22 protein-coding genes are annotated in these 24,750 nt (G+C 62.3%); 12 read left to right on the forward strand and 10 right to left on the reverse strand.

The window, feature by feature from the left end; translation table 11 throughout:
• Positions 1-126: 126 nt before the first annotated feature.
• The 7 genes from Q8R81_RS15260 (at position 127) to Q8R81_RS15290 (ending at position 7,936) form a co-directional block, all read left to right on the forward strand.
• Positions 127-681 carry a F0F1 ATP synthase subunit delta gene (locus Q8R81_RS15260; protein WP_305619291.1) on the forward strand — a complete coding sequence of 185 codons (555 nt, stop codon included), beginning with the start codon at positions 127-129 and terminating at the stop codon, positions 679-681.
• A gap of 28 nt (positions 682-709) precedes the next feature.
• Positions 710-2,239, forward strand: coding sequence for a F0F1 ATP synthase subunit alpha (gene atpA, locus Q8R81_RS15265; protein WP_305619293.1), 1,530 nt, complete (start codon positions 710-712; stop codon positions 2,237-2,239).
• Positions 2,240-2,357: 118 nt separating this feature from the next.
• On the forward strand, positions 2,358-3,230 hold the full coding sequence (locus tag Q8R81_RS15270) for a F0F1 ATP synthase subunit gamma (RefSeq protein ID WP_305619295.1): 873 nt from the start codon (positions 2,358-2,360) through the stop codon (positions 3,228-3,230).
• 62 nt (positions 3,231-3,292) lie between these two features.
• Positions 3,293-4,738, forward strand: coding sequence for a F0F1 ATP synthase subunit beta (gene atpD / locus Q8R81_RS15275; protein WP_305619296.1), 1,446 nt, complete (start codon positions 3,293-3,295; stop codon positions 4,736-4,738).
• Between the two features lie 117 nt (positions 4,739-4,855).
• Positions 4,856-5,113, forward strand: coding sequence for an ATP synthase F1 subunit epsilon (locus tag Q8R81_RS15280; RefSeq protein WP_305619298.1), 258 nt, complete (start codon positions 4,856-4,858; stop codon positions 5,111-5,113).
• Between the two features lie 322 nt (positions 5,114-5,435).
• Entirely contained in the window at positions 5,436-6,824 is a 1,389-nt protein-coding gene (locus tag Q8R81_RS15285) for an aminomethyl transferase family protein (RefSeq protein WP_305619300.1), read from the forward strand.
• 272 nt (positions 6,825-7,096) lie between these two features.
• Entirely contained in the window at positions 7,097-7,936 is an 840-nt protein-coding gene (locus Q8R81_RS15290) for a beta-etherase (RefSeq protein WP_305619302.1), read from the forward strand.
• 40 nt (positions 7,937-7,976) lie between these two features.
• On the opposite strand, the gene Q8R81_RS15295 is transcribed toward Q8R81_RS15290, so the two are convergent.
• The 5 genes from Q8R81_RS15295 to Q8R81_RS15315 all read right to left on the reverse strand — a co-directional run bounded on the left by Q8R81_RS15295 (position 7,977) and on the right by Q8R81_RS15315 (position 12,166).
• Positions 7,977-8,981, reverse strand: a complete 1,005-nt coding sequence (locus Q8R81_RS15295; RefSeq protein ID WP_305619304.1) for a nucleoside hydrolase — start codon at positions 8,979-8,981, stop codon at positions 7,977-7,979.
• Positions 8,978-9,688 carry an IclR family transcriptional regulator gene (locus Q8R81_RS15300; protein ID WP_305619306.1) on the reverse strand — a complete coding sequence of 237 codons (711 nt, stop codon included), beginning with the start codon at positions 9,686-9,688 and terminating at the stop codon, positions 8,978-8,980. Before Q8R81_RS15300 ends, Q8R81_RS15295 begins: the two co-directional genes overlap by 4 nt.
• A 35-nt stretch (positions 9,689-9,723) precedes the next feature.
• Complete coding sequence (locus Q8R81_RS15305; RefSeq protein WP_305619308.1) at positions 9,724-10,116, reverse strand: nuclear transport factor 2 family protein; 393 nt, start codon at positions 10,114-10,116, stop codon at positions 9,724-9,726.
• A complete protein-coding gene (locus tag Q8R81_RS15310) occupies positions 10,113-11,246 on the reverse strand; it encodes a cobalamin-independent methionine synthase II family protein (protein WP_305619310.1) in 1,134 nt (377 codons plus the stop codon). Before Q8R81_RS15310 ends, Q8R81_RS15305 begins: the two co-directional genes overlap by 4 nt.
• A gap of 71 nt (positions 11,247-11,317) precedes the next feature.
• Positions 11,318-12,166, reverse strand: a complete 849-nt coding sequence (locus Q8R81_RS15315; protein WP_305619312.1) for a helix-turn-helix domain-containing protein — start codon at positions 12,164-12,166, stop codon at positions 11,318-11,320.
• A 114-nt stretch (positions 12,167-12,280) separates the two neighbouring features.
• On the opposite strand from Q8R81_RS15315, the gene pobA reads away from it, so the two are divergent.
• Both pobA and Q8R81_RS15325 read left to right on the forward strand, forming a co-directional pair.
• Positions 12,281-13,450, forward strand: a complete 1,170-nt coding sequence (gene pobA / locus Q8R81_RS15320) for a 4-hydroxybenzoate 3-monooxygenase (protein ID WP_305619314.1) — start codon at positions 12,281-12,283, stop codon at positions 13,448-13,450.
• Between the two features lie 245 nt (positions 13,451-13,695).
• Complete coding sequence (locus Q8R81_RS15325) at positions 13,696-14,370, forward strand: response regulator transcription factor (protein WP_305619317.1); 675 nt, start codon at positions 13,696-13,698, stop codon at positions 14,368-14,370.
• A 138-nt stretch (positions 14,371-14,508) separates the two neighbouring features.
• Here the strand turns inward: Q8R81_RS15325 and Q8R81_RS15330 are convergent, their stop codons facing one another.
• Together Q8R81_RS15330 and Q8R81_RS15335 are read right to left on the reverse strand one after the other, a co-directional pair.
• A complete protein-coding gene (locus Q8R81_RS15330) occupies positions 14,509-17,190 on the reverse strand; it encodes a TonB-dependent receptor domain-containing protein (RefSeq protein WP_305619319.1) in 2,682 nt (893 codons plus the stop codon).
• A 92-nt stretch (positions 17,191-17,282) separates the two neighbouring features.
• Positions 17,283-18,842 carry a hypothetical protein gene (locus Q8R81_RS15335; RefSeq protein ID WP_305619321.1) on the reverse strand — a complete coding sequence of 520 codons (1,560 nt, stop codon included), beginning with the start codon at positions 18,840-18,842 and terminating at the stop codon, positions 17,283-17,285.
• A 264-nt stretch (positions 18,843-19,106) separates the two neighbouring features.
• Here Q8R81_RS15335 and Q8R81_RS15340 point away from each other — a divergent pair, with 264 nt between their 5' ends.
• Together Q8R81_RS15340 and Q8R81_RS15345 are read left to right on the forward strand one after the other, a co-directional pair.
• The gene (locus tag Q8R81_RS15340) at positions 19,107-19,493 is read left to right on the forward strand and encodes a hypothetical protein (protein WP_305619323.1); all 387 of its coding nucleotides are present in this window, start codon (positions 19,107-19,109) and stop codon (positions 19,491-19,493) included.
• A 339-nt stretch (positions 19,494-19,832) separates the two neighbouring features.
• Positions 19,833-20,090, forward strand: a complete 258-nt coding sequence (locus Q8R81_RS15345; RefSeq protein WP_305619325.1) for a hypothetical protein — start codon at positions 19,833-19,835, stop codon at positions 20,088-20,090.
• 3 nt (positions 20,091-20,093) lie between these two features.
• Here Q8R81_RS15345 and Q8R81_RS15350 read toward each other — a convergent pair whose 3' ends face one another.
• The 3 genes from Q8R81_RS15350 to Q8R81_RS15360 are packed head-to-tail and all read right to left on the reverse strand — an operon-like array spanning position 20,094 to position 22,718.
• On the reverse strand, positions 20,094-20,780 hold the full coding sequence (locus Q8R81_RS15350; protein ID WP_305619326.1) for a response regulator: 687 nt from the start codon (positions 20,778-20,780) through the stop codon (positions 20,094-20,096).
• Entirely contained in the window at positions 20,777-22,306 is a 1,530-nt protein-coding gene (locus tag Q8R81_RS15355; protein WP_305619328.1) for a DUF4118 domain-containing protein, read from the reverse strand. The genes Q8R81_RS15350 and Q8R81_RS15355 overlap by 4 nt, the downstream gene beginning before the upstream one ends.
• A gap of 52 nt (positions 22,307-22,358) precedes the next feature.
• Complete coding sequence (locus Q8R81_RS15360; RefSeq protein ID WP_305619330.1) at positions 22,359-22,718, reverse strand: hypothetical protein; 360 nt, start codon at positions 22,716-22,718, stop codon at positions 22,359-22,361.
• Positions 22,719-22,774: 56 nt separating this feature from the next.
• Here Q8R81_RS15360 and Q8R81_RS15365 point away from each other — a divergent pair, with 56 nt between their 5' ends.
• Complete coding sequence (locus tag Q8R81_RS15365; protein WP_305619332.1) at positions 22,775-24,661, forward strand: potassium transporter Kup; 1,887 nt, start codon at positions 22,775-22,777, stop codon at positions 24,659-24,661.
• Positions 24,662-24,750: the final 89 nt, after the last annotated feature.

Consider the following 24,750-nt stretch of genomic DNA (forward strand, 5'->3'; position numbering starts at 1 on the left):
AAGGCAAGTCGCATCTTGTCATAACCGCGTGACGTTGCTAGGCGCGCCCCGTCTGCAGGCCACTCGGTGTTCGTCACCGGGCAATGGTCTGCTTCGGCTTATCCTTGGATGAAGGAACCTCGACGCGTGGAGATTTCCGGCGGCATTACGGCCAGCTTGTCAGGGCGTTACGCTTCGGCGTTGTTCGAACTGGCGAATGAACAGGGCCATGTCATGGCTGTCGAGAGCGATCTCGAAAAGCTCGATGCTGCACTGCGCGAATCGGCTGACCTCAAGAATCTGATCGGCAACCCGCAACTGGGCCGCGAAGACGCGGGCCGCGCGATGGACGCGGTCGGCGGATTGATCGGTCTGGGTGAGCTGACAAAGAAGTTCATCGGCGTGCTCGCCGCCAACCGCCGCCTCTCGGCCCTGCCCGATGTGATCCGCGCCTTTGCACAGATCGCTGCTGCCAGCCGGGGCGAGGCAACGGCCGAAGTGACCAGCGCACACGCCCTCGACGATGCCCAGATCGCCGCCCTCACTGAAAAGCTGCAGGGCCGCACCGGCAAGTCGATCAAGCTCAAGACCAACGTCGATCCCGATATTCTCGGTGGCCTTGTCGTGAAAATCGGCAGCCAGATGATCGACAGCTCGATCCGCACCCGTCTCAATTCCCTCGCTACGGCGATGAAGGCTTGAAGCCTCAAGGCTCTGTGAAAGGCTGAAAATGGAAATCCGCGCCGCTGAAATCTCGAAGGTCATCAAGGACCAGATCGCCAGCTTCGGCACCGAAGCCCAGGTCTCGGAAGTTGGTTCCGTGCTCTCGGTGGGTGACGGTATCGCCCGCATCCACGGTCTGGACAACGTTCAGGCCGGCGAAATGGTCGAATTCTCGAACGGCGTTAAGGGCATGGCCCTGAACCTCGAAGCCGACAACGTCGGCGTCGTGATCTTCGGCTCGGACGCCGAGATCAAGGAAGGCGATGTCGTCAAGCGTACCGGCACCATCGTGGACGTTCCCGTCGGCAAGGGTCTGCTGGGCCGCGTGGTCGATGCACTGGGCAACCCGATCGATGGCAAGGGCCCGATCGTGGACGCCACCCGCCAGCGCGTTGAAGTCAAGGCTCCGGGCATCATCCCGCGTAAGTCGGTGCACGAACCCGTGCAGACCGGCCTCAAGGCAATCGACGCTCTCGTGCCCGTCGGCCGTGGCCAGCGCGAACTGATCATCGGTGACCGCCAGACCGGCAAGACCGCCGTCGCCATCGACACCTTCATCAACCAGAAGGGCCCGAACGCGGGCGACGATGAAGGCAAGAAGCTGTACTGCATCTATGTTGCTGTCGGCCAGAAGCGCTCGACCGTGGCGCAGATCGTCCGCCAGCTCGAAGAAAACGGCGCGATGGAATACTCCATCGTCGTGGCCGCCACCGCTTCGGAACCGGCTCCGCTCCAGTACCTCGCACCCTACACCGGCGCGACGATGGGCGAATTCGTCCGCGACAACGGCATGCACGCTGTGATCGTGTATGACGACCTTTCGAAGCAGGCCGTGGCCTATCGCCAGATGTCGCTGCTGCTGCGTCGTCCTCCGGGCCGCGAAGCTTACCCCGGTGACGTGTTCTATCTCCACAGCCGCCTGCTTGAGCGCGCTGCGAAGATGAACGACGAAAACGGCAACGGTTCGCTGACCGCGCTGCCGATCATCGAAACCCAGGCGGGTGACGTTTCGGCCTACATTCCGACCAACGTGATCTCGATCACCGATGGCCAGATCTTCCTTGAAACCGGCCTGTTCTATCAGGGCATCCGTCCGGCAATCAACGTCGGCCTCTCGGTGTCGCGCGTGGGTTCGGCTGCTCAGACCAAGGCGATGAAGAAGGTTGCCGGCTCGATCAAGCTGGAGCTGGCGCAGTATCGCGAAATGGCGGCTTTTGCCCAGTTCGGTTCGGACCTCGATGCCTCGACGCAGAAGCTGCTGAATCGCGGTGCGCGCCTGACCGAGCTGCTCAAGCAGCCGCAGTTCTCGCCGCTCGGCTTTGAAGAGCAGACCTGCGTGATCTTTGCTGGTACGCAGGGCTATCTCGATGCCGTGCCAGTGACGCGCGTGACCGAATACGAAGCCGAACTGCTCAGCTTCCTGCGCACGCAGCATGCCGATCTGCTGACGCTGATCCGCGACACCAAGGATCTTGGCGACGAAGCCAAGGGCAAGCTGGTCGCCGCGCTCACCGCTTTCGGCAAGCAGTTCGCATAAAGTCTTAGGCAACATCCACTTCGTCATCCCCGCGAAGGCGGGGATCCAGAGCGACAAAGCGCAAACCCGGACTGGATTCCCGCCTGCGCGGGAATGACGAAAGAGGAAGGAAACGAGAGTGGCTTCACTCAAGGAACTCAAGGGTCGGATCAACTCGGTCAAATCGACCCAGAAGATCACCAAGGCCAAGCAGATGGTCGCAGCCGCAAAGCTGCGCAAGGCGCAGGCGGCTGCCGAAGCCGCGCGTCCCTATGCCAGCCGACTGGCCGAAGTGATGGGCAGCCTTGCCACCAAGGTTGCAGGTCAGGACAACGGCCCGCTGCTGATGCGCGGTACAGGGTCAGACAAGCGCCACCTCCTCGTCGTGGTCAACACCGACAAGGGCCTGTGCGGCGGTCTGAACTCGAATCTTGTCAAGGAAGCCAAGATTCAGGCCCGCGCGCTTGAAGCCGCTGGCAAGACCGTGACCTTCTACCTCGTAGGCAAGAAGGGCCGCGCGCCGATCAAGCGCGACTATCCGAACGGCATTGCTGCCGGATATGACACCAGCACCGTGCGCACGCCCGGCTTCGATGAAGCCAGCGCGATTGCCCACGAACTGATCGCCATGTTCGAGGCTGGCAAGTTCGATGTCGCGCATCTGATCGCCCCGGTGTTCAAGAACGCGCTGACGCAGCTGCCAGTGACAACGCAGCTGATCCCCGTGCCCGCCCCCGCTGTGAAGAGCGAAGGCGGATCGGTTGTGGAATATGAGCCGAGCGAGGAGGAAATCCTCGAGGAACTGCTGCCGCGCTATGTCACGACGCAGGTTTTCGGTGCGTTGCTGGAGCGCGAAGCTTCCGAACAGGGCGCCTCGATGACCGCAATGGACAACGCCACGCGCAACGCCGGCGATCTCATCAACAAGCTCACCATCCAGTACAACCGCAGCCGTCAGGCCGCGATCACCACCGAACTCATCGAAATCATTGCTGGTGCCGAGGCACTGTAGCAACAACAAATGTCTTGGGCGCAGAAGCGCTCTGACGACGGCTTAGAAGGCAAGGAAACAACATGGCCACCGTGCTCACCTCTACCGGCAAGATCAGCCAGGTCATCGGCGCCGTCGTCGACGTGACCTTTGACGGCGAACTTCCCGCCATTCTCTCGGCGCTCGAAACCGACAACAACGGCAACCGCCTTGTTCTCGAGGTTGCGCAGCACCTTGGTGAAAACACCGTCCGCACCATCGCGATGGATTCGACCGACGGTCTGACCCGTGGCAACCCGGTGCGCGATACCGGTGCGCAGATCTCGGTGCCGGTTGGCCCGATGACGCTGGGCCGCATCATGAACGTGATCGGTGAGCCGATTGACGAGCGTGGCCCGGTCGGCGCGGCCAAGACCGCCCCGATCCATGCCAAGGCTCCTGAGTTCATCGACCAGTCGACCGAAGCCGCGATCCTTGTGACCGGCATCAAGGTCATCGACCTGCTCGCGCCTTATGCACGCGGCGGCAAGATCGGCCTGTTCGGCGGCGCAGGCGTTGGCAAGACGGTTCTCATTCAGGAACTGATCAACAACATCGCCAAGGGCCACGGCGGCGTGTCGGTTTTCGCAGGCGTGGGTGAACGCACCCGCGAAGGTAACGACCTCTATCACGAATTCCTCGACGCTGGCGTTATCGCCAAGGACGCCGATGGCAACCCGACGCCCGATGGTTCGAAGGTTGCTCTCGTGTTCGGCCAGATGAACGAGCCTCCGGGTGCGCGCGCGCGCGTTGCTCTGTCGGGTCTGACGATGGCAGAATACTTCCGCGACGAAGAAGGCCAGGACGTGCTGTTCTTCGTGGACAACATTTTCCGCTTTACCCAGGCGGGTTCGGAAGTGTCGGCTCTGCTCGGCCGTATTCCTTCGGCTGTGGGCTACCAGCCGACGCTGGCGACAGACATGGGCCAGCTCCAGGAGCGTATCACCTCCACCACCAAGGGTTCGATCACCTCGGTGCAGGCGATCTACGTTCCCGCCGACGATCTTACCGACCCTGCGCCAGCCGCTTCGTTCGCCCACTTGGACGCAACGACCACGCTGAACCGCGCGATTTCGGAACTCGGCATCTACCCGGCGGTCGACCCGCTCGACTCGACCTCGCGCGTGCTGACGCCCGCCGTGGTTGGTGAAGAGCACTACCGCACCGCCCGCCGCGTTCAGGAAACGCTGCAGAAGTACAAGTCGCTGCAGGACATCATCGCGATTCTGGGCATGGACGAGCTTTCGGAAGAAGATAAGCTCACCGTCGCCCGCGCCCGCAAGATCCAGCGCTTCCTGTCACAGCCCTTCCACGTGGCCGAAGTGTTCACCGGCATCAGCGGCAAGTTCGTGCAAGTCGAAGACACCGTGCGCTCGTTCAAGGCTGTGGTTGACGGCGAGTACGACCACCTTCCCGAAGCCGCGTTCTACATGGTCGGCGGCATCGACGAAGCAGTCGAAAAGGCCAAGAAGCTGGCTGAAGAAGCTTAAGCTACGTGAGGCCCCTCCCGTAAACGGGAGGGGTTTGGGGTGGGCCTGTTCATACACAGTGCTTGCCCTCGCCCACCCCCGACCCCTCCCGCCTGCGGGAGGGGGGAGAAGATAGAAATGTCCCTTCACTTCGAACTCGTCACCCCAGCCCGTCTCGTCCGTTCGGAAGAGGTGCACATGGTCGTCGTTCCCGGCACCGACGGTGAATTCGGCGTGCTGGAAGGCCACGCGCCGTTCATGTCGACGGTGAAGGACGGCTCGATCAAGGTCTACAAGTCGGCGGGCTCTGCGCCGGAAGAGATCAAGGTTCAGGGCGGCTTTGCCGAAGTTGGCGTCAACGGCCTGACCGTTCTGGCTGAACACGTCGAAGGCTGATTGGTCTTATCCGTGACACCGAAAGGGCTGGCCTGCGAAGGTCGGCCCTTTTCGTTTGTCGAATTCAGACCTTCGTCTTTCCTACATTTCATCGTCATTCCCGCGCAGGTGGGAATCCAGTCAAATAGAGCAGCCGTCGCACAGCGACGACCTTTTGTGCGCTGGATTCCCGCCTGCGCGGGAATGACGAAGGTGGGGTGGCATACATCGTATGCAACACATACATTTTTCATTCACTTCATCATTCCGAACTTTTCAAGCACGCGAAAATAGTGCATAGCCTCTCCACAGCCGTGAAATCGCATCGGGAGAGCCAAGAACCATGTCCCAGACACTCGAACAGGTCATCCAGAACGCCGGTGACCTCGTCAATTTCGTCCGCAACCAGCAGGTCGGGCCAAACGTCTATCCGGGCGTTCCATCAGAATTCTCGAACTGGCGCGCTGAGCAGTGGGCATGGGGCCACACAGCCGTGCTTTACAACCAGTCGTACCACATGGTCGATCTGGCGGTTAAGGGGCCGGATGCGTTCAAGATGCTGGAACACCTCGGCATCAACTCGTTCAAGAACTTCCAGCCGGACCGCGCCAAGCAGTTCGTGCCCGTCACCCCCGATGGCTACGTGATCGGTGACGTGATCCTGTTCTATCTTGATGAGAACCACTTCAACCTCGTCGGCCGCGCGCCGACCATCGAATGGGTCGAATTCCACGCCGCCAGCGGCAACTGGAACGTCACCGTAGAGCGTGACGAACGCTGGGCGATGCGCACCGACGGCAAGCGCAACTCGTATCGCTTTCAGGTGCAAGGCCCGAACGCGATGAAGATCATCGAGAAGGCCACCGGCAAGACCCCGCCCGAACTCAAATTCTTCCACATGACCCGCATGACCATCGGCGGCAAGGAAGTGCGTGCGCTGCGTCACGGCATGGCCGGGCAGCCGGGCTTTGAGCTGATGGGCCCGTGGGAAGACTATGGCGCGGTGCATGCCGCGCTGGTCGAGGCTGGCAAGGAGTTCCAGATGGCACTGGTCGGTGGGCGTGCCTATTCGTCCAATACGCTGGAATCCGGCTGGATCCCCTCGCCCTTCCCCGCGATCTACACCGGCGAGGCGCTCGCGCCCTACCGCGCATGGCTCTCGGCCAATTCCTATGAAGCCAAGTGCTCGGTCGGCGGCAGCTATGTGCCCGAAACCATCGAAGGCTATTACACCACGCCGTGGGATCTGGGTTACGGGCCGTTCGTGAAGTTCGATCATGACTTCATCGGTCGCCCCGCGCTCGAAAAGATGGCAGCCGAAGGCAAGCACCGCACCAAGGTGACGCTGGCGCTCGACAACGAAGACGTGATGCGCGTCCAGTCGTCGGCGCTCAGCACCGGCGACCGCGCGAAGTTCATGGAATACCCCAGCGCCGTGTACTCGATGCACCCGTTCGATCAGGTGCTGGCAGACGGCAAGATGGTCGGCCTCTCCACATGGATCGGCTACACTGCCAACGAGGGCAAGTTCCTGACGCTCGCCATGATGGAGCCGGGCTTTGAAACGCCGGGCACCGAAGTCAGCCTGCTGTGGGGCGAACCGAATGGCGGCACCACCAAGCCCACCGTGGAACCGCACGTGCAGACCGAAATCAAGGCTACTGTTTCCGCCGTGCCCTATGTCGCCGCCGCGCGCGACAACTACGCCGAGGGCTGGCGCACGCGCAAATAGGCTACGGGCGAAAGCCTGACAGCGAGAGCGCCGGCCCATCCCGACGGGTCCGGCGCTCTTTGTGTTTGTCGTTCCTATTCCACCCTTCCTCGTCGCCCCGGGCTTGACCCGGGGTTGGGCTTCTTTTGCGGGATTGCGCGGTATCGCAAGAACAAGCCTTGCCCCGGATCAAGTCCGGGGCGACGTGAGTGCAGGACCAGCATGAAGCACAAATATCGTTTGTGTTACTAACAATATCTGGCAGTATGCTCGCAACAAAAAGTGAGGATGCAATGGCCGCCAACAACACCATCACCTTCTATGATCTGGCCCTCTCCACAGGCGCCACGATCAGCCCGTTCGTCTGGGCCACCAAGTACGCCTTGAAGCACAAGGGCTTCGATCTCGATGTCGTGCCCGGCGGTTTCACCGGCATTCTTGAGCGCACCGGCGGCAAGACCGAACGCTTGCCCGCCATCGTCGACGATGGTGAGTTCGTGCTCGATAGCTGGGGCATCGTCGAATACCTCGACGCCAAGTATCCTGACCGCCCTGCCCTAATCCCGCATGAAAGCGTTGCCGCCACCACCAAGGCGCTCGACAACTGGTTCTGGAATGCCGCCGTCGGCCCGTGGATGTTCTGCTTCTGTCAGGATTACCGCGATCTTTCGCTGCCGCAGGACCACGAATATGTGACCCACAGCCGCGAAAAGATGCTCGGTCGCAAGCTGGAAGACGTCCAGGCCGGTCGCGAAGGACGCCTGCCGAAGATCAGCGCCGCTCTGGAACCGTTGCGTGCTGCGATTGGCCAGCACCAATGGCTCGGCGGATCGACGCCGAACTATGCGGACTACCGCATCATGGGCGGCATCCTCTTCACCGCATCAGTGTGCAAGACGCCGGTTTTGGCCAACGATGACCCGCTGCGCGATTGGATCGAGCGCTGCCTCGATCTTTATGGCGGCCTTGGCCGTCACCCCGGCCTGTTCCCGCTCTTCGGGCTTGAGCAGCGCGAAGGTGACCCGGACCTGTTCAACCGCGCCGCAGGCCAGGGCGGCATCTACAAGCGCAACACCGGCCCGGATTCGACCCGCGCCGAAACCCAGCGCATCACGGAAGGCATGTCGAAGTAACGATCCAAAGCCGGGCGGCGACCAACCGCCCGGCATCCGATCATTTCAGCTTGGCCAGCATGTCGGCAAAGGTCAGCCGCGTGTCGATGGTGGTGTAGACCCGGATTTGGCGGCCTTGCGGATTGGCCTGATACAGCCCGTCAGCGCGGATCAGGGGGCATGGCCGCATCACATAATCGCTCGACGCCGGATCAGGTTCGAACGTGGATTGCAGCGCGGTCAGTGTCACCAGCGGGCTATCGCCCAGCACATAGGTTTCGCCGGTCGACAGATCGAACTTGGCGACCATCTCCCAGACCTTCTCAACCTCGGCCACCAGCCATGCCGAAAGTCCGCCACGCGCCTTCATTTCCATGAGTTCCGCTGCGCTGAAAAGCATCCGGCGATAGGTGTTGCGCGGCACCTGCCAGATCGGAACGGTGGACCGGTTGAACACGACTTGCGCGGCCACCGTATCAATCGTGAGGTTGTATTCGGCAGGTGTGGCGTTTGGTACCGGAATGCCCAGCCCTTCATATTCCTGCCCGCCGATCCACACCAGCGTCATGCGCTTGGCAATGGCCGGTTCGATCAGCAGCGCCATCGCCAGATCGGTAAGGCCCGCACCCGCGCAATAGAATAGCGGGCGGGCATCATCGCGCATCGCTTCGGCAATGATCACATCGGTCGCCGCCGTGCGCGTGGGCACCTGCATTGACGTGATGGCTTTTGCTGCCCCGGCGATGACCGGAACCTTGCCTTCCATGCCCAACTTGCCCAGCAGTTCCACCCCACGCGCTGCCGATGCCTTCGCCTGATCGCCGGGGCCGCCCCACGGCTCATTCTCATGCATGTGCGAACCGATGATCGCGCGGATTTCGACCGAGGGTGACCGCAAATGGTGGGCCAGCTGGAACAGCCCATCAGGATCGCCCGCCAGATCATTGTCCACAATCACGCGGTAACGCCGGGGATCGCGCGCAGCAAAGGCCGGAACCGGCAAGGCAAGGGCGCTGGCAATCGCCCCTATCGACAGCAGCAGACCGCGGCGGTTTGGCTTTATCATCCGGCCTGAATGGCAGCAGCCGTGCGGATCAGCAAGGCAGCGATGCGCGCCTCGCTGGCAGCATCAAAGCGCACTGCTGGCACGGCCACGCTGAACGCACCCATCAGTTGCCGGTCGATCCACACCGGCACCGCCGTGCCGCAAATGCCGGGCGTCGCCTCTTCCCGCGCAACGCAGATGCCTTCGTTGCGAATGCGGCTGAAATCGGCGCGCAATTCAGCCTCGGTCGTGCGTGTTGCGGCGGTAAAGCGCTCGCGTTGCACCTGTTCGAAGTAGCGCGCCAATTCGCCCTCGGGCAACCACGCCAGCATGACCTTGCCCGCCGCCAATGCGTGCAACGGCCGCCGCGTGCCGGGATCGACGGCATAGCGCAGTGCCTGATCGCTTGCCTCGGTCACCAGCGCTTCCACGTCCCAATCGCGCCGCACCATGAACGATGACGTCTCGTTCAATTCGCTGCGCAGCGCACGCACCAGTGGCGTTACGCGATCTTCCAGCGTCAGCGCCGCATCGGGCGCGCGCAACCGCTCAAGCCCCGGCCCCGGCAGATAACGCCGCCCTTCGCGCGCCAGATAGCCGCGCTCGGTCAAAGTGGCCAGCAGGTAGGACAGGCTGCTGACCGGGATCGCCAGCGCGCCTGCGATCTCCTGCGCCACCGCGCCCTGCCGATGCGCGACGACATACTCGATCACATCGAGCGTGCGCATCGCTGATTTGACAGGATTGGAGGCGGCAGGAGTGATCACTTGAACAACAGGCTACCCCGCCGCTCTGCAAAGCGCCAGCCCTCGGCGGTCAGCACGAAGCGGTCATGGAACGATCCTACCAGCGGCACAGGATCGCCCGTGAACAGCAGCATGGCACTGGTGCCGTGCGCCGTCGTCGGGCTTTCCACGTCGATCACCACGTTCGAACAGACATGCCGAGTGGTGCGGGCTGCGCGCGCCTTGAACGCGGCAAGGATCGCCTCGCGCCCTTCCACGCCCGCATCGGGTGCAGTCGGGCGGAACATCACGCCGTCCTCGGCATAGAGCGCCGCCACTTCATCCCACCGTGCCTCGTCGTTGAGATTGGCGTAAAGCGCTATCAGCCGCGCGCAATCGGCTTCTGCGCCGCGCCGCTCATCAGGCGTCACAGGCGGCCCGCGGCGATGTCCGCGCCTTCGCGCAGGGACTTGAGCTTGCGCCACGTCACGATGGGATCAAGCTTGCCATAGCCCGCAAACGTGCCGAACCCGCAGTCCGTGCTGGCAACCACGCGATCCGCACCCACGATGGCGGCAAAGCGCTCAATGCGCTGCGCGATCAGTTCAGGATGCTCGATATAGTTGGAGCAGGTGTCGATCAGGCCCGGTGCAAGGATCTTGTGGTCCGGCAGCTTGGCCTCCTTCCACACCTTCCATTCGTGTTCGTGGCGCGGGTTGGCCGCTTCGAACAGGATTGTGGCGGGGCGCGCCTTGATGATCGTGTCCACTACGCGCTCCAGCGGAATGTCGTGATCGTGTGGGCCTTCATAGTTGCCCCAGCAGATGTGCATGCGCATCTTTTCGGGCGGAATGTTCGCCGTCGCCGCATTCAGCGCCTCGACGTTCGCTTCGGCCACCTTGACGAATTCCTCGTCGGTCAGATCCTGATAGCCGGTGTGGCGGCTCATCGCCAGATCGGGGCAGTCGAGTTGCAGGTAGAAGCCTGCCGCAACGATGGTCTCGTATTCCTCGCGCATCGCATCGACCAGATCGGCGAGGTAGGCCTCGTGCGTCGGATAGTGGCGGTTCACCTGAAACGCGGTAATCAGCCCCGGCGAAGCGGCGTTGAGGAAAGCTTCGGTATCGGGCGCTGCGTGCTTTTCCAGCGCAGCTTTGAAGCGGCGAATGTCTTCGTGCAGCGGATCGAGCGTGATCAGGCGAACGTCACCGATGCACGATGCGCGCACGAATTCCTGGCTGCCCATGATCGCCGAGAGCTTCTTCACAAGGTTCGGCACTTCGGCCAGATCTGCCGCAGGCTTGCGATCAATGTGCCCACCAAAGCCCGAAAGGCGCTCGATCATGTAGGTCGAATAGCCAACCTTGCCCAGTTCCCCGTCAGACACGACCGAGACCCCGGCCTCAACCTGAGCCTTGACCCCCGCATCAACCGCAGCCGACACAACGCGGTCAAATTCCACTGCGTCATAAGGCTCGCCCTTGTCGCGCGCCAGCAGCAGCGGGGTCAATTCGTCTCCGCGCGGGAGACTGCCGACGTGGGTGGTTTTGATCCGGGCCATTTCGCAAACCTCTCCGTAAGTTCATATCCGTGAAAATTTCATAGCGAAGTTTGCAAACGAAACAAGCGGTTTCAGGCGGCGATAACCTTGTCCTCAGATGGCCGCCGCCCGGTCATCCGCTGGTAGAAGCGCGAGAAGTAACTGGGGTCGTCAAAGCCCAGTTCCGCTGCCACTTGCGTTGCCGTGGCATTGGTAAAGCGCAGCAACCGGTGCGCTTCCAGCGCCATGCGGCGGTGGATCACTTCCATTGGGCTGCACCCCAACCCCGCTGCCGTCATGCGCGACAGGGTGCGGCGGGTCATGCCCAGTGCGCCTGCGTAGAAGTCCAGATCGCGGTGCTGGCGATAGTGCAGTTCCACCAGTTGCCGGAAGCGCTCCAGCCGCCGGTCGTCACGGGCATCCTCCTCCGGCGCAGCCTCCGCCGCCACACAGCGGATCAGTGCCTCAGCCAGCGCCATGAACAGCGGGTCTTGTTCTTGCCACTCCTGCTGCAACCCCAGCATCTCGCGCGCCAGCCAGAAGGCGCGCCGCGCCGCATCGGGTGAAAGCGCCGCCATTCCGCCTCGCGCCAGCGCCGCCAACAGCATATCGGCAGGGCCGTTTGCCCTTGTGGAAAAGTCTGTGGACAGAGTGAGGACAAACCCGCGCGTGCCCTGCCGGAAACGAAATCCATGCACCGCGCCAGCAGGCACGATCACGCGGCCCGGCCCCTCCAGCCCGCTCTGCGCGCCATCAAGCGCCACGGCGGCGTGTCCCTCCTCTACCAGCAGCACCTGCACAAAATGGTCGTGCCGATGCACCCCGATTTCCCAGTCATGCAGCGCACTACGCTCGGCAATCGTTTCGATATGCGCAAAACCGCCGGAAGACCGCGCCGCGCCCTCACCGTACAGTGAATATGTCGGTATCGCCTGCGCCATGTCCCGAAAGTGCCAGCAGTTTGTCCTGCCGCTGCCTTCCGCGATTGCGCCTCCGATGTCAAATTCCTCTCCATAGTGGCCCGCATCGCAGCGCGGCTGCGTGGGAGAATTGCCATGAAAACCCAAGTCGCCATCATTGGCGCAGGCCCCGCTGGCCTGCTGCTCGGACACCTGCTCAAGGCCGAAGGCATCGATTGCGTGGTGGTCGAGCGCCAGCAGCCCGACTACATCCTCGGCCGCATCCGCGCTGGCGTGCTCGAACAGATCACCGTTAGCCTGATGTCCCGCCTCGGCCTCGATGCCCGGCTCAACGCAGAAGGCTTGGTCGAAGAAGGCTTCAACCTTGCCGATGGCGAACGCCTGATCCGCATTGATGTGGCCAACCTCACCGGCAAGACCGTGGTGGTTTATGGCCAGACCGAGATCACCAAGGATCTGATGGACGCCGCCCCCTCACGCGGACTGCAGGTGATCTACGGTGCCGAAGACGTGGCCCTGCACAACATCGAGAGCGATGCCCCAGCCGTCACCTACACCCTCGATGGCACCGCCCAGCGCATCGACGCACGCTTCATCGTCGGGTGCGATGGCTTCCACGGCCCCAGCCGCAAATCCATCCCGGCCAGTGCCGTGCGCGAATACGAGCGCGTCTATCCCTTCGGCTGGCTCGGCATCCTCGCAGATGTGCCTCCCTGCAATCACGAACTGATCTACGCCAACCACGAACGCGGCTTCGCGCTCGCCTCGATGCGCAGCCACACACGCAGCCGCTATTACGTGGACGTGCCGCTGACCGAGAAGATCGAGGACTGGTCGGACGAGCGCATCTGGGACGAACTCGCCATCCGCCTTGGCCCCGATGCCGCCGCAAACATCACGCGCGGTCCCTCGATCGAAAAGTCGATCGCACCCCTGCGTTCCTACGTGTTCGAACCCATGCGCCACGGCAGCCTGCTGCTCTGCGGCGATTCCGCGCACATCGTGCCCCCCACCGGTGCCAAAGGCCTGAACCTTGCCGCCAGCGACGTCCACTACGCTGCCGAAGCGCTCACCGCCTACTTCAAGCACGCCAGCAACGATGCGGTCGAAGGCTACTCGGCCAAGGCGCTGGCCCGCGTGTGGAAGTCCGAGCGGTTCTCATGGTCGCTCACCAAACTGATGCACCGCTTCCCCGATGACGGCCCGTTCGAACGCGCAATGCAGGTGGCCGAACTCGATTATATCGCCACCAGCACCGCAGCACAGACCAGCATCGCCGAAAACTACGTAGGCCTGCCGGTTTAAGGTCGAGAGGCCCACCCCCAACCCCTCCCGCCTGCGGGAGGGGGAAAGACAGCACTGTGAACGCCCTCCCGCCTGCGGGAGGGCCGCGAGACTTACTGAACGTCGTGAAGTTAGTCGCAGCGGGGTGGGCTTTGACACTTGCCCAGAAATCCATGCGCCCCAAAACCATGCAATCGCTGTAACATCGTCATTCGCCCGTCACAAAACAGCGACAGAAAGCCTTCATCGACAGGGGCTTTCTTCACATGCGGCGTATCGACATTTTGCTGACGGATGACCTTTCGGGGGGCCGTGAAACTTTCCAGCATTCAGATTTGCGCGTGGTGTTCCATCGCTGGAAGTCCGATGGCCCCCTGCCGCTGATGGAAGGCAAGCCGTGGGCCTTCATCGATTGGGTGCTGCCTGAAATGTCCGGCCTCGAACTGTGCCGTCGCCTGCGCTGCGCCGACAGTCTGGGGCAGGACGCCCACATCACCATGATCCTTGAGGACGATGACGCCGAGGCCAAACGCCGCGCCCTTCGCGCCGGGGCCGACGACTATATCCTCGGCCCGGTAGACCGCAGCGCACTGCTGGACCGCGTGCTGTCGATCCAGTTGCCCGAACACGATGCCCCCGCCCGCGTATTGAAGCTGGGCGATCTCACGCTCGATCTTTCCGCGCTGCAGGCCCGCTGGCGCGACCGCCCGCTGATGCTGATGCCCAACGAATTGCGCCTGCTGCGCTACCTGATGGAGCAGCCAGGCCACGTCTTCAGCCGCCAGCAACTCATCACCGCGCTGGGCAAGCACGATCAACCCATCGACGAACGCACCGTAGACGCATGGGTCAGCCGCCTGCGCCGCGCCCTGCGCGATGTAGGCGCGGGATCGCCCCTGCGCACAGTGCGCTCGTTGGGGTATGTGCTCGACAGGCCATAAATCTACGCCCCGCAAACCAAAACGCCCCGCCCGGCCTCGCCGTGGCGGGGTTTTTTGTCGCGATGATTCCAAGGCCACAAAAAAGAGGCGGCCCCGGTGAAGGGCCGCCTCCTGAGGGTGGTTGATTGAACCGCTGGATCAGAACGTCATCGAAGCCGAAAGCGCAAAGGTCCGGCCCACGTCATAGGAGTTCACCTCGACGCGGTTTTCGCCCGACTGTTGGTATTCGATATGACGACGGCCGGTGATGTTGCGGGCTTCGAACTTCAATTCCACCTGCTTCTTGAACACATCGAAGCCCTGACGCGCAACAAAGTCGATGCGCAGGCCAGGATCTTCAAAGATGTCCGGCTGTCCGGTGTTGAGCAAGCCACGGCTGAACACGCGCTTGCTGGCATAGTTGAACAGGATCGTCTGCTGCGAAAGGCCGTCGGTGTCCTCCAGCCCCAGTTGCACGTTGACGATGTGCTCGCTCTGCCCGGTCAGCGGCGCGCCATTGCGGAAGTAATCCAGCGCGCGGGTTGATGCGGCAAGGTAGTACGAAGTCTGGTCGCCGTCCTGCACCTTCAGCTTGGATTTGGTGTAGGTGTAGTTGGGGATCAGCGCAAAGCGCCGCGATTCCCACATGCCGCCCCAATCGCTCAGGTCGAAATACTTCTGCAGCTCGATTTCCGCGCCGTAAAGGTCTGCCTTGGGCGCATTGGCGAAGCTGGTGATGAAGTTGTCGCTTTCCAGCGCAACGAAGCTTTCGATCGGATTGTTGATCCGCTTGAAGAAGCCCGCCACCGAGAAACGCTGATCGCGGTCGAAGTACCACTCATAACGGGCTTCGGCGTTGGTCAGTTGGCTGTCCTGCAGGTTCGGGTTGCCGCGATACTGGCGGTTGGTGTCAGGATCGAAGTAGAACTGATAGATCAGCTCGCGGAACTGCGGGCGGGCGATGGTCTTTGATGCGTTGACGCGCAACTGCATGTCATCGCGGAACGACCAGGTCAGCGTCGCTGCGGGCAGCCAGTAATCGTTGTTCAGCGCAGTCGGCGTGGCGGTGGTAGCGCCATCGTTGAACACCTGAACTGGCGACACGACCAGCTTGGCCGTCTCATACCGCACGCCTGCATCCAGCTGCAGCGTATCGGTCAGCTGTGCGTCCACCTTGGCATAGGCACCGTGGTTGCGCAGCGTGGCGAGGAACGCCGGATTGCCTTCGTTGGTGTCGATCAGGTTCACGTCGAACGCCTCGATCACTGCATTGCTCAGCAGATAATCGGGGCGGAACATATTCACGCCATCGGGCAGATCCACCGCGCGCCACTGAAAATCGCGGCGCGAACTGGTGCGGCGCGTATCGACATAGGCATAACCGACCGTCGCAGTAACCGTGGGCATGATCTTGTACGAAACGTCGATCCCGCCGGTCCACAGATCCTCGTTCAGGTCAGAGAAGCTAACCGTGGCGCGGCCTGCGTTGCCGTCCAGATTGTTGACGAAGAATTCACCCAGCGGGTCCGACGCCACGTTCGTGCGCACATATTCAAAGCCCAGCTCATACGGAGCTTCACGCTGCGAATTGGCAAAGCCGCCGCGCAGGTCGACACTCAGACCGTCCACCGGCTTGAGTTCGGCCACGATCTGCGTGTCGATCAGCTGGCGTTCAAACCAGGCCGTGTCCTGCTGCTGATAATCGACCGTCGTCTGGTTGCGCTGGCCAAGGCCAAGACGCGTGTTCTTCAAAGTGTCGCGGATATAAAGGTTGGTCCAGCGGATCTTGTTGCGATCCCATTCCAGACCCAGCCCCAGCATCCCGTTCACCACAACGCGGTTGTCCGTCACCACGCGGCGGAAATTGGACTGCAGATCGGCCAGATCGGATTCGACCGATGTCTGGCTGGTCACATCGCGCGTCTGCCACTTGTTGTTGTATCCCGCCGTGGCAATCACGCCCAGCGTCACCGCGCCCAGTTCAAACGATTTGCCCGCCGCAAGCGAGAGCGAGCCATTGCCCGGCATGTTCGGGATCTTCTGGATCAGCCCGTTGCGCGTATTGACGATGCCCTTGCCGATCTCGACATTGTCGAGCTTGCCCGAACTCAGCCGCTCACCGCTGTCGAAGAACGTCTGGAGCGCGTTGGTATAATCGCGCTGGCCGTTGTCGAACCCGGTCCAGTCGGTGCTGGAGCCATAGTAGGTATAGCCCAACTGGTTGGTCGTTTCGCTGTCCCAAGCACCGCCTGCGCCGATAGTGATGAACGGTTCGGCCGGGCTGGACTTGGTGGTGAGGTTCACCACGCCGCCGCCGAATTCGCCGGGGTAGTTCACCGAATAGGACTTCTGCACCAGCGTCGATGCGATGATGCTTGATGGGAACAGGTCAAGCGGAACCACGCGCTTGAGCGGTTCGGGGCTAGGCAGCGGCATGCCGTTCAGCAGCGCCAGCGAATAGCGATCCCCAAGGCCACGCACATAGACATAGCCGTTGCCGACCACGCTCAGGCCGGTCACGCGGCCAAGTGCGCCTGCAATGTTGCCTTCGCCGGTCCGCGCGATTTCGGCGGTGCCGAGGACGGAGACGACCTGCGGCGCAGAGCGCTGGTAATTGCGATCACGCGCGCCGGTGACCACGATCTCGCCGCCGGGAATGGAAACTTCGGCCGCCTCGTCCTGCGGCTGTTCGGCAGCGGGATCGATGGGCGCTTCTGCCGCAGCATCAGCGGGAGGGACAGCGTCCGCAGGGGCGCTTTGGGCGTCCTGCGCAAAGGCAATGGACGGCGCCAGAAGCGCGGTGGAAAGCAGCAGCATGGTTGCGAGCCGCGACGTATTCATGTCGAAGTCCCCCCTGGGGAAAAGTGTGTTCTCTGGTGCTGAAAAGGGGGCAGCCGTCACCGGCCACCCCCGTCTCAGCGAAAGGCGGCCGATCAGGTCGTCGGCAGCGCCGTGCAAGCCGTGCTGGTGGTGCCGAAGTTGGCGGCACCGCTGTTGCAGGTCCAACCGGCATACCAGGTGTCGGTGCTGTCCTTTACTGCGCCAATGTAGGTCACAGCCGAGAAGAACGAAGACAGCGTGGTCACGTCAAACGCAGCAACCGCAGTTTCGTTGGCACCATTGATGAAGCCACCGGTCAGGGTCGAGGTCAGCCCGGCGTTGTTGCCGTTCGCACCCGAACCGAAGAACCCGGCAACCTGTGCAGCCGTATAAGCACCCGAACCGATGAAGCGATCATCGCCCGTGCCCGAGCAGGTCATCACCACCGAACGTGCGGTCAGCGTTGCCGAAGCCGTGCCGCCCGAACCGTTCATGCGAATGCACTGGTTGGCAGGGGTTGCGATCACGCTGTTGTAAAGCGAGATGTCCGAGTTGCCACGGAAGAACAGCGAGGCCTGTGCGTTGGCTTCGTTGTTGCTGCTCGTCGCAGGCTGGATCGCCGTCACGTTCGACATGCGCGAAACCTGACGCGGGGTCTGGGCTTCGTTGCCGTTGCTGTCGAGTTCCATCAGGCCATCGCCCTGACCCGAACGCTGGATCAGCAGCAGATACTGCAGGTTTGCCTGCACGCCGGTATCCATGTCGAGGCTGTCATCGTCAGCACCAACCGCGATGTAGCGCTTCATGTTGACCGTGCCGCCGAAGAATTCAGCGCCATCGTCCGAACTGTTGTAGCTCTGGATGTATTCAAGCGTGGTGCCCGAACCGGTGCCTTCAAGCGTCAGCGCCTGAAGTTCGGAGTTCGAACCAAGGACGAAGCCCGAATAACGGATCTGGACATACTTCATCGTGCCGCTGTTGTCGGCCGAGTTGGTGCCGCCGTAAAGCGCAGGATCTGCAGCGCCTTCGGTCTGGCGTTCGCACGTGCTGGCGGTTCCGCCGCTGGCAACTGCGCCGGTGGTGCAATCGGTGATCGGCGCGCGGCCCATCAGCACGACGCCGCCCCACTGGCCCTGCGACGTTTCACCGTTCAGGCCAAGCACGTTGTCGCGGCTGGTGAAGATGATCGGCGCCGTGGCGGTGCCGGTGGCGTTGATGCGGTTGCCACGGTTCACAGCCAGCCACGAAGTGCCGGTGTTGCCGAACAGGATCACGCCCGGTTCGATCGTCAGCGTCACGCCGGTGCTGGTGCTGCTGAACCCGGCGTCGGTGCCCACGTCCACGCGGCCGTTCATCGAATAGAGCAGGCCAGCGATCTTGGGCAGCGTGGTCGACGCGGTGATGCGCGAAGGCAGTGTGCACACGCGCCATGAACCCTGCGACGAGGTCACCGTGCCCGAATCGGTCAGTGCCGTCGGATTGGAAATGGTCGGGCAGCCAGCAGCCGCAACAACACCGCTCGAAGTCGGCGTTGGCGTCGGCGTCGGTGTGGGCGCAGGCTGGTTGATGACTACATTGCCGCCGGTGCCGGGCGAAGCAATGTCGGTGGGGCCGCAGCCGGCGAGCGCAATCGCGCTGCAGCCGACGAGGAACAGGCCGTGGTTGGTCTTCACTTGAAATCCCCCAAGGATAAGCGGCGGGAGCAAATTCCAGCCGTCGCGAGGGACCGTCTAGGGATGCAAAGTGACAGCCTGTTTGCGGTTTCCTGACAGTTTTGTGTCAAAAAACATGACGGCTGTAAGACATTTTTGACAAGAAACGCGGAATTGCGGGACTTAGATGATTGCACTTTTGTGACAATATTTCAGTTTGATTGCAGACGCAGAGAATCAGCGCATACTCCACCCAACAAACGCATTCAGAAACGGAGAGCCTTGATGTCGACCAGCCTGTTCCTTGCCGCTGCACTCCTCACCCAGTCGGCCGTCATGGTCACCCCTCCGCTGACCGTGCCCGCGCCTTCGCTGCCCAGTGGTGATGTCGGCTATCACGAGATCATGGCCGGTCGCCCCCTCGCCGCCATCAACCGTATCGAAGCCAGCGAGCTTGCGCGGCAGGGCGATCCGCTTGCACTCATCAACCTCGGCACCGCCTACAAGATGGTCGGACGCAAGGATGATGCCGCCCGCCTCTATCGCACCGCCGCCGGCAGCGATGTCCGCTACGACGTAGAGCTTGCCAATGGTCGCTGGATCGATTCACGCCGCGCCGCCACGCTCGCCATCGCCCGCCTCGGCACGGATGAAGTGCTGGCCCTGCGATAATCGGCAATATTTGAAGCCCTGACGGCCGCCAAACGCAACTTTTGTCACCTCTCTGGGGTGACAAAGTGCGTTATCATAACTTTCGATAAGCTATCCAAACCACGCTTTATCCGTGCAATCTGCCAAAAGAAATTGGATCGGATTCGGATTGAAACGTGATTTCCTTGAGATGCCTTCTCGGTTTCCACAAACCAAACCGTAGCGCTGTGGTCCGTGAACCGCTCTATTACGCCACGCATTGCCTTGGTTGTGGCAAGGCGTTGCGCCGCATCAGCAAAGGCCGATGGGTGATTAAGGCCGATGGCCAAGGCTCGGCCCATTCGCGGACAAAGCGCGTCCATGCTTCCTCCGATACCGCCGATATGGTGCAGACTGCCCCCGGAAACACGCGTCGAAACGACGCGCCGGTTGATCGGAGCGACGCTGGCCGTGCATAATCAAGCTGCTGCAGGACAACCGGTTTCGAACGAACTCGCACGTCTGTACAAGGCAATTGCCGAAGCGCTCGAAGAAGCTGACCGGCTTGAACTGCGCATGGTCGGCATCCACTTGTGCAACGCGCTGCACAGCTTGGACGAGGAACTGGAACAGGGCTGAAATTCAACCCGCCAGCAGCCGATACCCCACGCCAGGTTCGTTGCGCAACAGGCTTGGCCGCGCCGGATCATCCTCCAGTTTCCGCCTGATACCGCGCGCCGCCACGCGCAAATATTCAACGTCGCTTTCGTGCCCTGGCCCCCAGATCGCACGCAACAATTGCGCGTGCGTCACCACCCGTCCTGCCGCCTTGGCCAGCATCGCCAGAAGGTCATACTCCTTGGGCGTCAGATGCACTTCCTCTCCCCGCTTGCGCACGATCCGCGCCACCAGATCGATCTCCACCGCGCCGCTGCGCACCACCGATGTCACGCTCTCGCTCGCCAATCGGTGGCGCAGCGCGGTGCGGATGCGCGCCAGCACTTCCTCGCTGTCGAACGGCTTGGATACATAATCGTCCGCCCCAAGATCCAGCGCTGCCACCTTTTGCGCTGTCGCATCGCGCGCCGAAACCACGATCACCGCCGCCCCCGCGCCCCGGATCAGCGGGATCAGTTCCAGCCCATCGCGGTCGGGCAGCCCCAGATCAAGCAACACCACTTCGGGCTTGTCGATGGCCAGCGCCGCCATCGCCTCGCGCGCCGTGCCCGCTTCGACCACGCGATAGCCTGCGCGGGAAAGGCTGGCGTGGAACAGCCGCCGGATTGCCGGTTCATCGTCCACCACCACCACCGTGATCGGCCTGCTCATCCCTCGGGCAACTCCTTCAACTGGGCTGGTTCAAAGCGGATACGCAGCGATGCCCCCGGCCCACCGCCACGGTTCGCCGCCTCCACGCCCAGCCCCATCGCCTCGGCAAAGCCCTTCACAATGGCAAGGCCCAGCCCCGTGCCACCCTTGCGGTCAGACCCTTCGATCCGCGCAAATGTCTCGAAGATGCGCCGCTCGTCGCCCGGCGGAATGCCCGGCCCTTCATCCTCCACCGCCAGCACCAACGCGTTGCCCGCGCGTGTCGCGCGCACCGCAACCGGGGTCGGTCCGCCATGTTTCACCGCATTATCAATCAGATTGATCAGGCAGTGGTGGAACAGTTGCGGATCGACCATGACCAGCGGAAGGTCCGGCGCAATCTCTACCATCACCGCCTGCCCGCCCAGCGTTCGCGCCATATCATCCACCGCTGCCGCCACCGCTTCGGACAGGTCCACCGCCTCGATCCGCCGATCCAGCGCGCCTGCCTCGATCCGCGCCATGTCGAGCAGGTTGTCAACGAAACGGTGCAGACGGGCGGCCTCGCTGCGCGTCGTCGCCAGTTGCTGCGCCTGCTCCCCGTCTGCCGCGCGCATTGCGCCCAACGTGCCAAGGATCGTGGTCAGCGGCGTGCGCAAATCATGGCTGACCGAAGATAGCAGCGCATGGCGCAACCGGTCCCGTTCGCGCACTTGCGCCAGCCCCGCCATTTCCTGCTCCAGCGCGATCCGCTCCAGCGCCAGCCCCGCCTGATCGAGCAGGCTTTCCAGCAATGGCCGCCGCTCCTGCGCCAGCGGCATGGCTGCATCTTGCCGCGCAATGCCGAACACCGCGATTACCCGCTCACCCGTGCCGACCGGTTGAAACAGCCATTCCGACGCGCCGCCCATGTCGCTGCCCAGCCCCGCAGGCCGGTTGCGTTCAAATGCCAGACTGGCCGCTGCAATATCAATGGGGTCAGGGCGGAATCCTTCGGGCAGCGATGCCGCAACTGCGATCGTGCCCTCATCGCGCACCAGCAGCACGGTATCGCCATCCAGCAATTCGCCGATGGTCCGGCACAGCATCTGGGCCAGCGCGTCCATTGTCGAAATGCCGGTCAATTGCCGCGCAAAACCCGCCAGCATCGCGCTTTGCGCTGCGCTGGCCCGGGCAATCAGCGCCTGTCCACGCGCGTGTGAGGCCAGCTTGCTCGCCACAATCGCCACCCCCAGCAGCACCATCACGCCCACGATGTTCTGCGGGTCTTCAATTGTGAACGTGTGCGTCGGGGGAATGAAGAAGAAGTTGTACGCCAGCGAACATACCAGACTCGTCACGATCCCGGTCCGCAACCCGTACCGTGTCGCCGCCACCAGCACCGGCAGCAGATAGAGCAGCCCGATGTTGGCAATCGTCCCATGTCCGGCAATCGCCAGACCCGCCAGCGTAACCAGAGCAGTCGTGCCCAGCGACACTGCATGGCCGGTCACCGTGCCAAAAGGTCCGGGGTGCAGATTCTCGGTATCGGATCGCAGCGCGGCCATTACCGCCATTTGGCCCCGCGTTCGCCACATTGTCGAGTGCGCATGCAGGACATCACTTCAAAAAGCTGCGCGGCGGCATCGGCACCGTGCCAAACAGCCCTGCCCCCTCAACCAGCAGCGCCAACCCAATGCTCAATGCGATAAACGCCAGCAGCATTACCGCGCAGGCAAACGCGCCCGCGCCATGTTCGCGCACAACCGCATGACCACCCAGCCCCAGCCCTGCGGCAAGCACCACCAGCCCTGCCCCTGCGCCACGGGCAGCAAGATTGCGAATGCGCCGCCGCGCAGCAGCTCGGCGTTTTTCTTTTGCAGGCAATGGCATGGCGTCGGCTCCCACCGAGATTTCTTCCAGCCCGCTCTCTGCCGCCGATGGCCGTAAAGCTTCGCGGTGGAATTTCGCCCGCGCCATAAAGATTGCGTAAAGTCGGTCGCAAAGCCGCAACAACGCGCATAGCTGCCTTGCCCATGAACGAAACATCCGGGCATTCCGCCGAAAAGGAATCACTCGCCGCGCTGGCTCTTGGCGCTGTCGGGGTCGTGTTTGGCGATATCGGCACCTCGCCGCTCTATGCGCTGAAGGAAAGCTTCATCGGGCACCACCCGCTGACGGTGGACCGCGCGCATATCTTCGGCGTGATCTCGCTGATCTTCTGGACGATGACGCTGGTCGTCACGGTCAAGTACGTCCTCGTCATCTTGCGGGCAGACAACAAGGGCGAAGGCGGCAGTCTTGCCCTGCTGGCGCTGATCGGGCGCAAGCTGGGTGAAAGCCGCTGGACCGGTCTTATCACCACGCTGGGGCTGATCGCGACCGCGCTGTTCTATGGCGATGCGATCATCACACCGGCCATCTCGGTGCTTTCGGCGGTTGAGGGTCTGACGGTGGTCAACGCAGGTCTGGCAGACTGGGTGCTGCCGCTTTCCATCGCCATTCTCATCGGCCTGTTTGCCATCCAGTCGCGCGGAACGGCGGCGATGGGCAAGTTGTTCGGCCCTGTCATGCTGGTCTATTTCGTCGTGCTGGCAACGCTCGGCATCATCAACATCGCCCGCGCGCCTGAAGTGCTATGGGCGCTCAGCCCGCACTATGCGGCCGAATTTTTCCTGATCGATCCGGGCCTTGCCTTCCTTGCACTCGGCTCGGTCGTGCTGGCGGTTACCGGGGCAGAAGCGCTTTACGCCGATATGGGCCACTTTGGCCGTCGCGCCATCATGGTCGGCTGGCTCTATGTCGCCTTCCCCTGCTTGTTGCTCAACTATCTGGGCCAATCGGCGCTGATGCTTGTGGATCCGTCCACCGTCCAGAACCCGTTCTTCTACATGGCTCCCGAATGGGCGCGTCTGCCGCTTGTCGGCCTTGCCACGATGGCCACGATCATTGCCAGCCAGGCCGTTATATCCGGCGCATTTTCCGTGTCGCAGCAGGCGGTGCAGCTTGGCTTCCTGCCGCGCCTCAAGATACTGCACACCAGTGCGCGTGCCGCCGGGCAGATCTACATGCCGCTGGTCAACTGGGGTCTGCTCGCCCTCGTCATCCTGCTGGTGCTGTCGTTCCGCAGTTCCACCAATCTCGCCGCCGCCTATGGCATCGCGGTTACGGGCACCATGTTCATCACCGCCTGCATGCTCGGCATTCTCACGTTCTCCGTGTGGAAGTGGCCGCCGGTGCTTTCGATCAGTCTCACCGCGCTGTTCCTGCTGGTCGATGGTCTATACTTCGCCTCAAACGCCACCAAGATCCCCGATGGCGGCTGGTTTCCGCTGCTGGTGGCAGCCATTGCCTTCACCCTGCTTGCCACTTGGGCGCGTGGGCGGCATCTGGTGCGGGCGCGCCTTGCGGAAGATGCCATGCCGATCGATCTGTTCATCCGCTCGATCAAGGACCGCGTGCCGCGCGTAAAGGGCAGCGCGGTGTTCCTCGCCTCCACCACCGATGGCGTGCCGCCCGCCCTGCTCCACAATGTGAAGCACAACCATGTGCTGCATGAACGCGTGGCGATCCTGACCGTGATGATCGAGGGCGTGCCCCATGTTTCACCCGCAAGCCGTTGCCATGCCGAGGATTTGGGCCACGGGCTGTACCGCATCGTGCTGACTTATGGCTTCATGGACGAGGTGGATGTGCCCGCGGAACTCGCGCTTAGCAATCCAGCGGCGGGCGGCGCGTTCCGGCCGATGGAAACCAGCTACGTCCTCGCCCGGCAAACCCTCGTCCCTTCACGCCGCCCAGGAATGGCGCTGTGGCGCGAAAAATTATTCGCCTGGATGGTGCGCAACGCCGAAAGTGCGATGCTGTTCTTCAAGCTGCCAACCAACCGCGTCATTGAATTGGGTAGCCAAGTGGAAATCTGATGCGTCAACGCGCCCGTTTCGACACGACATTACGTCCATTTTCGCTTATAATTTCATGTATTTGCGGTTGCATGACGTTCATCCCGTTG

The organism is Novosphingobium sp., from assembly GCF_030696665.1.
Classification (GTDB): domain Bacteria; phylum Pseudomonadota; class Alphaproteobacteria; order Sphingomonadales; family Sphingomonadaceae; genus Novosphingobium.